Consider the following 12,314-nt stretch of genomic DNA (forward strand, 5'->3'; position numbering starts at 1 on the left):
CGCCTGGAGGCGCGAAGCAGAAGCTGCAGCCCGAAAAAATCGGGTTGCAGCCGCCTGGAGGCGCGGAGCGGAGCGAGGACTGCATTCATTCGGGCGCAAGCGAGGGAGCGTGCTGCGGCATCGCTTCCTTTTTACGTCATTTTTCGTCCCCTCGGACGCTGACTCGCATAAGATGCAACAATTCACTTGCGGCTACACGCTGAGGAAGGATGGAGACGAATATGGACGGGCAATGCAACCGCCAGGCAATAGGACCGTGCTCGGATGCTGGCGGAGCGGACACGACGGCGAGCGGACCGGCGTCGCACGCGGAGGGAAGCGAGACGGTCGCTTCTGGAAGCGCGGCGCATGCGGAGGGGTACCGGACAAATGCGGCCGGAGACAGCTCCCACGCCGAAGGCTCGACGACGGTCGCAGCCGGCTCCGCCTCGCATGCGGAAGGATTCACGACCGAAGCGCTGTCGGACGCCGCCCATGCGGAGGGCAGCTATGCGACCGCATCCGGCGAAGCCTCGCACGCGGAGGGCTCGCGCACGCTGGCGGCGGGCGACGTGTCCCATGCGGAGGGGAGCGGTACGGAAGCGCTCGGGACGGCGGCGCACGCGGAGGGCTACCAGACGACGGCCGCCGCAGACAGCTCGCACGCGGAAGGCTCGGGAACGACGGCGTCGGGCTCCGCCTCGCATGCGGAAGGCTACCGGACGGCGGCCTCTCTGGATGCGGCGCACGCGGAGGGCTCGGGAACGACGGCGTCCGGCCCGTCTTCGCACGCGGAGGGCTCCGGAACGACGGCGAGCGGCCCGGCCGCTCATGCCGAGGGGGAATCGAGCTCGGCGGAAGGCGAATCGTCGCATGCCGAAGGCACCGGCACGCGGTCGATCGGCGCCGCCTCGCACGCCGAAGGCTCCGGCACGAGGGCAGCCGGCGACCAAGCCCATTCGGAAGGCCTTGGCACGGAAGCATCCGGCCTTGCCTCGCACGCCGAGGGACGGTCGACGGACGCGTTCGGCCCTTACGCGCATGCGGAAGGAGCCAGCACAGAGGCGAGCGGCGAAAGCTCGCATGCGGAAGGCGCGGCCACGCTCGCCAGCGGCACGACGGCGCATGCGGAAGGCTCGAATACGGTCGCCTCGGGCAATTTCTCCCACGCCGAAGGCTATCAGACGACCGCGTCCGGCACGTACGCCCATGCGGAGGGCTCGCTGACGGCGGCGACCGCCTTCAACTCCCACGCGGAGGGCTACGAGACACAGGCGTCCGGCTACGCCGCCCATGCGGAGGGCAACGCGACGATCGCTTCCGGCAACGACTCGCATGCGGAAGGCGCCACGACGACGGCCAGCGCCTTCGCCGCCCACGCGGAGGGCAACACGACCGTCGCCTCCGGCGGCAACTCGCATGCGGAAGGCAACGCGACGCTTGCCCAAGGCACCAATTCCCATGCCGAAGGCTCGACGGGGCGGGCGCTCGGCATCAACTCGCATGCGGAAGGCTTCAACGGGGAGGCGAGCGGCGACAATTCGCATGCGGAAGGCGCGGATACGATCGCCTCCGGCACATCCGCCCACTCGGAAGGATCGCTCACGACCGCATCCGGCAACTTCTCGCATGCGGAAGGCTACCAGACGCAGGCGCTGGACAACTACGCGCATGCGGAAGGCTCGCTGACGGTGGCGAGCGCGTTCAACACGCATGCGGAGGGCTATCAGACGACCGCATCCGGCTATGCCTCCCACGCGGAAGGCAGCGGCTCCTCCGCCACGGCCAGCTACGCCCATGCCGAAGGACTGACGACGGAAGCCTCGGGCTACGGCTCCCACGCCGAAGGCGTTTCGACGGTCGCTTCCGGCAGCCGCGCCCATGCCGAGGGCGGCAATACGACCGCCAGCGGCAACTATACGCATGCCGAAGGCTTGCAGACGACGGCCGACCAGGCCGGCTCCCACATCATGGGCCGCTACGGCACGACGCTCTATCCGTACTCCTGGCATGTCGCCAACGGCACGTCGGCGGCCAATCCCGGCCTCGCGGCCGTCCTGCAGGGCTCGACGGGCAACATGTACATCGACGGCTCTTATTTCAGCGGCGGGGCCGACTATGCGGAGCTGTACGAGACGGTCGATGGAGCCCCGCTCGAGCCGGGCTATTTCGTCACGCTGGAGGGCGAGCAGATCCGTCCGGCCGAGGCGGCCGACGGCTACGTGCTCGGCGTCACGAGCGCCGTGCCGACGCTCGTCGGCGACGCCGCCGAGCTGCGCAGCCCGGATGCCTACCTGCGCGACGAGTGGGGGCGGATCGTGCTGGAGACGGTGACGATTCCGGCCGAACTCGCTCCGGACGGCACCGTCATCGCGCCGGCCTATGCGGTCGAGCAGCCGGTCGTCGACCCGGCTTACGATCCGACCGTTCCGTTCGTGCCCCGGCGCCTGCTGCCGGGCTGGGCGCCGGTCGGCCTGATCGGCAAGCTGCTCGTGCGCGACGACGGCAGCTGCGCGCCGAACGGCTACTGCCTGCCGGGCAGCGGAGGCGTCGCCACGACCGCCGCGAACGGCTACCGCGTGCTGAGCCGCACCGGCCCGAACCAGATCCGCATCCAGATGAAATAGCGGCTCCGCCTCCGGCGCCTCGCCCGCGATGCGGCTCGTCATGCTGACGAGCGGCTTCGCGGGAGGCGTTTTTTTCGCGCGCAGCCCTGCTTCCCGCGATGCAGCTCCAACTTCTATCCCCCGGACATCGCCTAATCTGGTAGAATGAGGGATATGCATTTATCCGAAAGGTGGTAACCGCTTGTCTTCCTTCGACACTCATCCTACGAACTCATCCTCCGTCCAGGACGGCCGGCAAAACCGCTCTCAGCCTCCCGACGGCTCCGCGCAGCCGGTCATCCGCGTGCGGAACCTGCGCAAATGGTACGGCAGCAAGCAGGTGCTGAAGGGCATCGACCTGGAGGCGTACCCCGGCCAGATCATCGGCTACATCGGGCCGAACGGAGCGGGCAAAAGCACGACCCAGAAGCTGCTGCTCGGGCTCGAGCAAGGCTATGACGGCTATATCGAGGTGCTCGGCCAGGACATCTCGTACGGCAGCTACGAGTACAAGTCCCGCATCGGCTACGTGCCGGAGACGGCCGAGATCTACGACATGCTGACCGCCCGCGAGTATCTCGCGTTCAGCGGCCAGCTGTACGGCTTGCCGCGCGAGGCGGCCGAGCGCAAGGGCGAGCGGCTGCTCGCGCTGTTCGGGCTGGAGGAGATGGTCGACCGCCGGATCGACTCCTTTTCCAAAGGCATGCGCCAAAAAGTCATGCTGTCCGCCGCCGTCCTCCACGATCCCGACGTCATCTTCCTGGACGAGCCGCTCAGCGGCCTCGACGCCGGCAGCGTCGCCGTCGTCAAGGAAATCCTCACGCGGCTGGCCGCGCGGGGCAAGGCGATCTTCTACTCGTCGCACATCATGGACGTCGTCGAGAAGATCAGCAGCCGCATCGTCCTGCTCCACGACGGCCAGGTGGCGGCGGACGGCAGCTTCGCCGAGCTGCAGGCGCGCAGCGAGGAGGGCAGTCTCGAGCGGATCTTCAACCGGATGACGGGCTTCGACGAGCAGGAGGCGATCGCCGAGCAGTTCTGCAGCACGATCGCGATGACGCCGGAGCAGCTCGCCGCAGAAGCGTCCGAGGAGACGAAGCGGCCATGAAGGAGTTCCTCTCGATCCGCCTGCTCGACCGCTTCCGCGGCGCTTTCACCCGCGCGGGGTATGACTTCCCGGCGCTGCGCGTCATCCTGCAGGCCAAGCTGACGATGGGCCGGCGGCGGCCGACCAGCCTGATGAACGCGTTCAGCGGGACCAGGAAGACGGAGGGAGACGAGCTGCGCAGCTCGTTCTTCTCCTCGCTCTGGATCTACGTCGGCATCAGCCTGTTCCTCGTCCCGATGGCGGTTTTCCTCGAGCAGCCGATCCTGCGCATGGGAATGCTGTCTGCGGTCCAGATGCTGCTGCTCTCGTCGCTGCTGCTGTCCGACTTCTCCACCACGCTGCTCGACACGCGGGACCGGACGATTCTCGGCGTACGGCCGGTCTCGCCCAAGACGGCGGGCATGGCGCGGCTGCTCCACGCCGCCGTCTATCTGGGCTGGACGGTCTCGGCGCTGACGGCGCTGCCGCTGCTGGCGGCGCTGCTGGCGCACGGCCCGGCATCCGCGGCCGTCTATGCGGTCCACGCGGCGCTGCAGGCGGCGCTGCTGATGAGCCTGACGGCAGCCGTCTATTACGGAGTGCTGAGGCTGTGGGACGGCGAGCGGCTGAAAGACATGATCAACTACGTGCAGATCTTCCTCGCGGCCGTCGTGCTCGGCGGCAGCCAGCTCGCCGTCCGGCTGTTCGACTTCAGCCTGGCCGAGCAGGCGCTGCAGGCGCAGTGGTGGTGGACGCTCGTGCCGCCGCTCTGGTTCGCCGCTCCGCACGGGCTGATCGACGGGCAGGGAGGCGGCTGGCTGATCGCCTGCGCCGTCCTGTCCGTCGCCGCGCCGCTGCTCGGCCTGCTGCTCTACCTCCGGCTGCTGCCGTCGTTCGAGCGCAGCCTGCACAAGCTGGCGTCCAAGGACGCCCCGGACCGTCCGCGGCAGCGCCGGCGCCGCATGCCGATGGCATCGCGGCTCGGCCGCCTGCTGCTGCGGGACCCGCGCGAGCGGGCGCTGCTGGACTTCTCGCTGGCGTCGCTGTCGCGGGAGCGGGACTTCAAGCTCAAGGTGTACCCGAGCCTCGGCTACGCCGTCATCATCCCGGTGCTGTTCGTGCTGCCGACGCTGTCCAGCAACGAATTCCGCACGGACGAGCTGAGTCCGAATTGGAGCCTGGCGCTGTACGGCACCGGCTTGGCGGTGCCGATGCTGCTCTTGATGCTCCGCTTTTCGAGCCGGCCGCTGGCGGCATGGATCTTCCACGCCGCTCCGGGCCTGCGCGCAGGGCAGGTGCACCGGGCCGCGGCCGCCGCCGTGCTGCTGAGGCTTGGGCTGCCTGCGCTCGCCGTGCCGACGCTGCTGTTCCTGGCCTTCTTCGGCCCGGCGATCCTGCCGCATCTGGCCGGACTGATTCCGGCGCTGTCGATCTTCGCCGTCATCGGCTACCGCGTCATTCCGCGGCGGCTGCCGTTCGCCGAGCCCTTTCCGACCGGCAACAACGTCGGCGGGGCGGGGTACACGTTCCTGCTGATGTTCCTGCTGCTCGGCCTCGGCCTGCTCCATGCGCTGATCGCCAATCTTGCGGGTCCGGTCGGCTTATGGATCTACGCCGTCCTGCTGCTGGCGGGACAGCATTTCAGCTGGAAATACGGCTTCCGGGAAGGAGCGGCGGAAAAGAAAGCTCCCGACAATGGAAATCCGACCTTCCGCGCATAAGCGGAAGGTCTTTTTTTCTTTTTTCATCCGATAGGATTGACCGATCGAATTCCTCATGATAGTTTTATTCAGTAATTATTACTATCAGAAACGGACAAGGTGAATTCATCATGGCGCTTACAGCATGGAAGAAATGGAAGAAATACGCGCTGGCAACGGCGATCTCGGCATGCATGATCGTGTCGGCGGGCTGCTCCGGAGGCGCGTCCGCGCCTGAAGCGGGCGATCAGGATCGGACGGCGGCCGAAGCCGCGGCGTCGAAACGGGCCGTCGTGCTGTTTCACGTCAAGAGCAGCACGCTGGACCCTGCCGACAACATCATCACGGTCAAAGCGGGAATCGCGGAAACGCTCACGCGGCTGGATGCGGATCTCGGCGTCAAGCCTTGGCTCGCAGCCAGCTGGACCGCCGTCGACGCGTCGCGCTGGGAATTCCTCATTCGCGACAACGTGACGTTCCAGGACGGCTCCCCGCTGACCGCGGAGGCGGTCAAGGCTTCGCTGGAAAGGACGATGGCCCGCAACGAGTCGATGAAGCTCGCCTTGAAGATCCGCTCGATGACGGCGGACGGCCAGAAGCTTGCGGTAGAGACGCTCGAGCCGCATCCTGCGCTCGCGTCGGAGCTGCTGAATCCCCATACGGCGATCATCCAGGTGAAGGAGGAGGCTTCCATCGCCTCGGCTCCGGTCGGCACAGGCCCGTTCCGCGTCGCGAGCTTCGCGCAGGACGCCGGCATCGAGCTGGAGCGGCATGACGGCTATTGGGACGGCGCCGCCAAGCTGGAGCAGGTGTCCTTCCGGTTCAACGAGGACGGCAACGTGCGGGCGCTGGCTCTCCAGTCCGGCGAGGCGGATATCGCGACGCAGCTGCCGGCGGAATCGGTCGAGGCGATCCGGCTGAACCCTAAGCTCAAGGTGGAGTCGGAGCCCGGGCTGCGCGTGCACTTCCTGCTGTTCAATCCGCAAGGGGAAGCGACCGGCGACCTGCGCGTGCGGCAGGCGTTCGACGTCCTGCTCGATCGCCGCAGCATCGTCGAGGACATCATGCTCGGACATGCCGCTCCTGCGAACGGCCCGTTCAATGACCGGCTGCCGTTCGGGAGAACCGCGGCGGCGGCGGAGCAGGACCTCGACAAGGCGAAGCAGCTGCTGGAGCAGGCCGGATACGCGCCGGATGCGAGCGGCAGCCTCGTCAAGGACGGCAAGAAGCTTACGCTCAAGCTGCTGACCTACAAGGCGCGCCCGGAGCTGCCGCTGATCGCGCAGCTGCTCCAGTCGGACGCGGCCAAGATCGGCATCGCGATCGACATCCGGACCGTGGAGAACATCGACGACACAATCCGCCAAAATCGCGACTGGGATCTGGTCACCTACAGCAATCTGTCCGCTCCGCGCGGAGACGGCGGCTTTTTCCTGAATTCGGCGCTGATGCCGGGAGGCTCTCTGAATGCGGCGGACATCCGGATCGACGAGCTGACGGACGTCATGAAGACGCTGAACGCGACGAGCGAGGCCGAACGGCGCATCGCCCTGACCCGCGAGGCGGTCGACATCGCCATGAGCCGGACGCCGCACGCCTATGCCGTCTATCCGAACCTGATCGTCGGCCTGAACGAGCGCATCGTCGGCTGGCGCACCGACCCGTCCGAATATACGATCCTGACGAACGAACTGGACGTGAGCTGAAATGCTGGCTCTGGTACGGGCCAGGCTGCTGCAGCTGCTCCTCGTCCTGTTCTTCATGTCCATCCTCATCTTCGGCCTGATGAAGCTGGCGCCCGGCGATCCGGTATTCGCGCTGCTGAAGGCGGATGAGGTCAAGACGACGATGGCGGACGAGCAGGCGCTGCGCGAGTCCCTCGGGCTGGACAAGCCGATGCTCGTCCAGTACGGGCAGTGGCTGGCCCGCGTGGCCCGGCTGGATTTCGGAGACTCCCTCATGCGCCATCGGCCGGTGCTGGAGCTGTATGTGGAAAAGCTGCCGGCGACGGTCGAGCTGGCTCTCGGAGGCATGGCGTTCATGCTCGCCCTGGCCGTGCCGGCCGGCCTGCTCGCCGCCCGCTTTCCAGGAAGGCTGCCGGATCATGCCGGACGGGCGTTCTCGCTGCTCGGCGCGTCGATTCCGGTCTTCTGGATCGGGCTGCTGCTCATCTATCTGTTCGCCTACCGGCTCCAATGGCTGCCCTTCATGGGAAGAGGAGAGGACTGGCGGCAGCTGATCCTGCCCTCCGTCACGCTCGGCTTCGGCCTGTCGGCCGTCCATGCGAGCCTGCTGCGGAGCGGCATGCTCGCCAGCCTCTCCCAGCCGTACATCCGCGCCGCCCGTGCGCGCGGCATCCGGGAGAGCACCATTTATGGCAAGTATGCGCTTCGCGGCGCGATTGCTCCGGTGCTCACCGTATTCGGGATGACGCTGGGCAGCCTGCTCGCGGGATCCGTCGTCGTCGAGACGCTGTTCTCCTGGCCCGGCATCGGGCTGATGGCCGTGGAGGCGATCTTTCAGCGCGACTATCCGCTCGTGCAGGGCTTCCTGTTCCTGTCGGGCGCGCTGATCGTGCTCGTGAATCTGGCGGTCGACCTGCTGTACGGCTGGATCGATCCGCGGGTGCGGCTGAGCGGCAAGGGGGGACGGCGATGAAAGCGGTCATAAGCATCGGAGCGGCCGCGCTCCGCAGGCTGGCCAGCCGTCCATGGGGGATCGCGGGACTGGCGGTCGGGGCGGTGCTGGCCGTCCTGGCCTTTTTCGGATCGGCTCTCGCCCCTCACGACCCGCTGACCGTCCGCATGGACCTGCGGCTGCTGCCGTCCAGCTGGACCTATCCGCTCGGCACGGACGCCCTGGGGCGCTGCCTGCTGTCGCGGCTGCTCGTCGGCGCGCAGACGACGCTCGGACTGGCGGGACTGGTCATCGTCGCAGTCCTCCTCATCGGCGTGCCGCTCGGCCTGCTCGCCGGCTATGCCGGCGGGCGCGTCGACGCCTTCCTCATGCGCATCGTGGACGGACTGAGCACGCTGCCGGATTTCCTGCTCGTCATCGCGATCTCCGGCTTCCTGGGGCCGAGCCAGGTCCATCTGATCGTGGCGATCGTCGCCATCAACTGGATCGGCTACGCGCGGATCGTCCGGGGCGTCGTGCTGTCCGAGCGGGAAAAGGACTACGTCGCGGCGGCAATCGTCTCCGGCTGCAAGCCGGCGGCGCTGCTGCGGCGCCATCTGCTGCCGTCCGTGCTGTCGCCGGTGCTCGTCTACGCCGCGCTCGACATCGGCAAGACGATTCTGGTCGTCTCCTCGCTGTCGTTTCTCGGCCTCGGCGCGCAGCCGCCCTCCCCGGAGTGGGGAGCGATGCTGAACGACGGCCGGGCGTATTTCCAGACGGCTCCGCAGCTGATGGTCTATCCGGGGCTGGCAATCATGCTGGTCGTCATCGCCTTCAATCTGATGGGCGAGGGACTGCGGTCCAGGCTGGACCAACGATATTCGGAAAGGAGGTCCTTCGATGACGGAAGCAGCGGCTCCAATCGTCTCGCTGGCCGGACTATGCATCGGCGACGGACGGGAAAACCTCGTGAAGGGAATCGATCTTGAGATCGCTCCCGGAGAACGGCTTGCCCTTGTCGGCGAAAGCGGCAGCGGCAAGAGCCTGACGGCGAGCGCGATCCTCGGCCTGCTCCCGGCTCCGCTGCGCGTGACGGCCGGCACTGTCCGCTTCCAAGGAACGGATCTCGCCGGGCTGTCCCGCAAGGAGAGGAGAAAAGGGCTGGGAGCCCGGATCGGCTGCGTGTTCCAGGATTACCGCGGCAGCTTCTCGCCGTACCATACGGTCGGCAGCCAGCTGGCCGAGGCGCTGCGGACCGCCCGCCCGATGAAGAGGAAGGAAGCGAAGCAAATGGCGCTGGATAGCCTGGAGCAGGTCGGCCTGCCCGCCGAGCGCGCCTATGCCAGCTATTCGTTCCAGCTGAGCGGGGGCCAGCTGCAGCGCGCCGCGCTCGCGTGCGTGCTGCTGCTGCGGCCGGAGCTGCTGATCGCGGACGAGCCGACGACGGCGCTCGACATCGTGTCGGGCCGCAGCGTCATGCAGCTGATGCTTGACATCCAGCGCCAGACCGGATGCGGCATCCTGCTCATTTCCCATGATCTGAACCTGGTGCTCGACTGGGCCGACCGGGCTGCGGTCATGAGGAAGGGGCGGCTCGTGGAGGAGGGGCCGTGCGACGTCCTCCGGACTTCCGCGAGCCATCCCTATACGCAGGAGCTGCTGGCGGCTTGTCCGTCGCTCGATGACGCGCTGCACCGCCACGAAGGAGGCCATGTCCATGAAGCCCATTGTTGAAGCGGCTTCGCTGGTCAAGACGTACCGCTCGGGCCGCAGCTCCGTGCAGGCGCTGCGAGGCGTATCCTTGTCGATCGCGCCGGGCGAATGCCTCGGCGTCGTCGGGGAGAGCGGCAGCGGCAAAAGCACGGTCGCGCGCCTGCTGCTCGCCTTGGACAAGCCCGACAGCGGCGAGATCGTGCTGAACGGCGTTCCGCTCACGGGACTGAAGGGGGAAAAGCTGCGCCAGATGCGCCGGCATGTCCAGGCTGTCTTCCAGGACCCGGCCTCCGCCTTCAACGAAAGGCTGCCGATCTGGCGCTCGGTCATCGAGCCGCTCGACTGCTTTCCGGATGCGGAGCCGCCGTTCGGCGCGGACCGGGCGGACTCGCGCAAAGAGCTGGCGGCGCTGCTGCTGGAGCAGGCCGGCCTCGATTCCGGCTATGCGGACCGCTATCCGCAGGAGCTGAGCGGGGGGCAGCGGCAGCGGGCGGCGATCGCGCGCGGCATCGCTATCGGTCCGTCGCTGCTCGTCTGCGACGAGCCGACGTCCAGCCTGGACGTGACGCTGCAGAAGAAGGTGCTGCGGCTGCTGAAGCAGCTGCAGCGGGAGCTCGGGATGTCGATCCTGTTCATCTCCCATGACATCGCCGCTGCCGCTTCGATCTGCGACCGGCTGCTCGTCATGAAGGACGGACTGGCCGTCGACGAGTTCCCGGTGCGGGACATCCGTCTCGCGGGCCGCCATCCCTACACGAGGCAGCTCGTATCGGCGGTCCACGGCGAGGAGGCGTTTACGTGAGCGCGGGCCGCCTTCATCCTTCATCGCCGGGCTTCCTGCGCCTGTACGGGCTCGCGTTCCTGTTCTTCTCCGCCAACTCGGTGCTGACAGTGATGCTGCCGCTGCTCAGCTCGCAGGAAGGCTTCGGCGAGGCGGAGATCGGGCTCATGATGGGGAGCTACATGCTGACGTGCATGCTGCTGCGGCCGCTGGCCGGACAGCTGATCGGCCGGCATGGCCCGCTTGCGGTCATGCGCTGGCTGCTGGCGGCCCATGCCGTATCGCTGGCCCTATACGCGGTCGCCGGCGCGGAGCAGTTCACAGGGCTGCGGATCGTCCAGGGCGCGGTGACGGCTTTCTTCTCGATGACGATGCAGACCGGCATCGTCGAAGGACTCGAGGAGCGCGACCGGGCGCAGGGACTGTCCCTGTATACGCTGTCCACGATGGTGCCCTCGCTCATCGGGCCGATCGTGGCCGTGGAGCTGTGGCAGAACGGGGACCGGCTGCTGCTCGCGGCCGTCCTGCTGGCGCTCGCCCTGCTGCCGCTGCTGCTCGGACTCGGAGCGCCGCTGGCGCGCCGCGGAGCGGCGGACCGGTCGTATACGCTGCTCGACCTCGGGCGCTCGCTCCGGCAGGTCCGCGGCAGTCGGCCGCTGCAGGCCAGCATGGCGGTCATGCTGTGCGCGTCCTTTGGATTCGGAGCGACGGCGACGTTCCTGCCGCTGTCGATGATGAAAGACGGCAGCGGGCACTCCGGACTGTATCTGATGCTGCAGGGGGCGGTCGTCGTCGCTTGCCGCTTCGTGCTGCGCAAGCGCATTCCGTCCGACGGAAGCTGGAGCGGGCCGCTCGTCTCGGGGCTCATGCTGTGCGCGGCCGCAGGCTTCGCGATGCTGGCGCTGTCCGGCTCGCTCGGCGACTGGGTCTATGTCTCCGCCCTGTTCGGCGGGCTGGCCATGGCCCTCCTGTACCCGACGCTCGTCACCTATCTCTCGTTCGCGCTGCCCGGTCCGTCCAAGTACGTGCTGCTGGGCCTGTTCCTCAGCTCCTACGACCTCGGCTTCTCGCTCGGCGGCCTCGGGATGGGATGGCTCGTGCAGGCTTCTTCCTACTCGACGATGTATGCGGCATGCGCGCTGATCTCGCTTGTCGGATGCGCCGCCGCGCTTCGGCATGGCGCTGCGCGCGAGAGAGGCGCCGCCGGGTCCGCGCCCGAGAGAGGCGCTGCCGGGTCCGCGGGCGAGAGAGGCGTTGATGGGTCTGCGGGCGCGTCCGAGAGAGGCGTTGCCGCGTCTGCGCCGGAGAGAGGCGCAGACGGGTCCGCGGGCGAGAGAGGCGCTGCCGCGGACGCAGCGGCTTCCGGCGACGGGCATCCGCCTGTCCGGTGAGCGGGAGGGAGCTTGGCCTGAACGAAAAAGAGGGTGTCCCGAAAGCCTTGGCTTAGGGACACCCTCTTTTAAATGGGTTAAACACCTCTGATAAGATGCAGGTACCACCCCGACATCGGCCAGAATGGAAGATCTTTGTGTGCATCCAACATACCATGGACCCGCTTGCCCTGCCCATGGATTTGTCCGAGGACATCCCCGAAAGCCGTCTCGTTTGTGTCGTGAATGCGGCTGTGGACCGCATGAGCGACAAGATTTTGCCGAGACAGCTGCATGAATAGGATGTTCTAGCGAACCGCCTTGGCGATCTACCGGGAGGAGTAGACGCCGGCCGAGAACCGGGCCAACCAAGGCAGAAATATGCCTTGGATTCGGCATGCCGGCCGGGAACAGGGCCAACCAAGGCAGAAATATGCCTTGGATCCGGCCCGCCGGCCGGGA

At 67.4% G+C, this 12,314-nt stretch carries 9 protein-coding genes; all 9 read left to right on the forward strand.

The features are described 5' to 3' along the window. Positions 1-221 precede the first annotated feature (221 nt). The 9 genes from H582_RS0122925 to cntE all read left to right on the forward strand — a co-directional run bounded on the left by H582_RS0122925 (position 222) and on the right by cntE (position 11,873). Positions 222-2,606 (forward strand): peptidase G2 autoproteolytic cleavage domain-containing protein, encoded by a 2,385-nt coding sequence (locus H582_RS0122925; RefSeq protein WP_084137556.1) that lies wholly within the window; start codon positions 222-224, stop codon positions 2,604-2,606. A gap of 277 nt (positions 2,607-2,883) precedes the next feature. Then, entirely contained in the window at positions 2,884-3,693 is an 810-nt protein-coding gene (locus H582_RS29210; protein WP_052333595.1) for an ABC transporter ATP-binding protein, read from the forward strand. Next, positions 3,690-5,393: a hypothetical protein gene (locus tag H582_RS0122935; RefSeq protein WP_028600405.1), complete on the forward strand. Its 1,704-nt coding sequence runs from the start codon at positions 3,690-3,692 to the stop codon at positions 5,391-5,393. The genes H582_RS29210 and H582_RS0122935 overlap by 4 nt, the downstream gene beginning before the upstream one ends. A 110-nt stretch (positions 5,394-5,503) precedes the next feature. After that, positions 5,504-7,078 carry a nickel ABC transporter substrate-binding protein gene (gene nikA, locus H582_RS0122940; RefSeq protein WP_028600406.1) on the forward strand — a complete coding sequence of 525 codons (1,575 nt, stop codon included), beginning with the start codon at positions 5,504-5,506 and terminating at the stop codon, positions 7,076-7,078. A gap of 1 nt (position 7,079) precedes the next feature. Then, positions 7,080-8,030: a nickel ABC transporter permease gene (nikB, locus tag H582_RS0122945; protein ID WP_028600407.1), complete on the forward strand. Its 951-nt coding sequence runs from the start codon at positions 7,080-7,082 to the stop codon at positions 8,028-8,030. Then, positions 8,027-8,977 (forward strand): nickel transporter permease, encoded by a 951-nt coding sequence (gene nikC, locus H582_RS29215; RefSeq protein ID WP_084137557.1) that lies wholly within the window; start codon positions 8,027-8,029, stop codon positions 8,975-8,977. Before nikB ends, nikC begins: the two co-directional genes overlap by 4 nt. Next, the gene (locus H582_RS29220; protein ID WP_052333576.1) at positions 8,889-9,722 is read left to right on the forward strand and encodes an ABC transporter ATP-binding protein; all 834 of its coding nucleotides are present in this window, start codon (positions 8,889-8,891) and stop codon (positions 9,720-9,722) included. Before nikC ends, H582_RS29220 begins: the two co-directional genes overlap by 89 nt. After that, the gene (locus H582_RS0122960) at positions 9,706-10,503 is read left to right on the forward strand and encodes an ABC transporter ATP-binding protein (RefSeq protein WP_028600408.1); all 798 of its coding nucleotides are present in this window, start codon (positions 9,706-9,708) and stop codon (positions 10,501-10,503) included. The genes H582_RS29220 and H582_RS0122960 overlap by 17 nt, the downstream gene beginning before the upstream one ends. Continuing rightward, positions 10,500-11,873, forward strand: coding sequence for a staphylopine family metallophore export MFS transporter CntE (gene cntE, locus H582_RS29225; RefSeq protein WP_240479067.1), 1,374 nt, complete (start codon positions 10,500-10,502; stop codon positions 11,871-11,873). Before H582_RS0122960 ends, cntE begins: the two co-directional genes overlap by 4 nt. Positions 11,874-12,314: the final 441 nt, after the last annotated feature.

Source organism: Paenibacillus pasadenensis DSM 19293 (genome assembly GCF_000422485.1).
GTDB classification, from domain to species: Bacteria; Bacillota; Bacilli; order Paenibacillales; family Paenibacillaceae; genus Paenibacillus_O; species Paenibacillus_O pasadenensis.

Bases quoted from the DNA above. Each gene is read 5' to 3' on its own strand.
- H582_RS0122925 (WP_084137556.1), top strand. From the start codon at position 222: ATGGACGGGCAATGCAACCGCCAGGCAATAGGACCGTGCTCGGATGCT.
- H582_RS0122935 (WP_028600405.1), top strand. From the start codon at position 3,690: ATGAAGGAGTTCCTCTCGATCCGCCTGCTCGACCGCTTCCGCGGCGCT.
- nikA (WP_028600406.1), top strand. From the start codon at position 5,504: ATGGCGCTTACAGCATGGAAGAAATGGAAGAAATACGCGCTGGCAACG.
- nikB (WP_028600407.1), top strand. From the start codon at position 7,080: ATGCTGGCTCTGGTACGGGCCAGGCTGCTGCAGCTGCTCCTCGTCCTG.
- nikC (WP_084137557.1), top strand. From the start codon at position 8,027: ATGAAAGCGGTCATAAGCATCGGAGCGGCCGCGCTCCGCAGGCTGGCC.
- H582_RS29220 (WP_052333576.1), top strand. From the start codon at position 8,889: ATGACGGAAGCAGCGGCTCCAATCGTCTCGCTGGCCGGACTATGCATC.
- H582_RS0122960 (WP_028600408.1), top strand. From the start codon at position 9,706: ATGAAGCCCATTGTTGAAGCGGCTTCGCTGGTCAAGACGTACCGCTCG.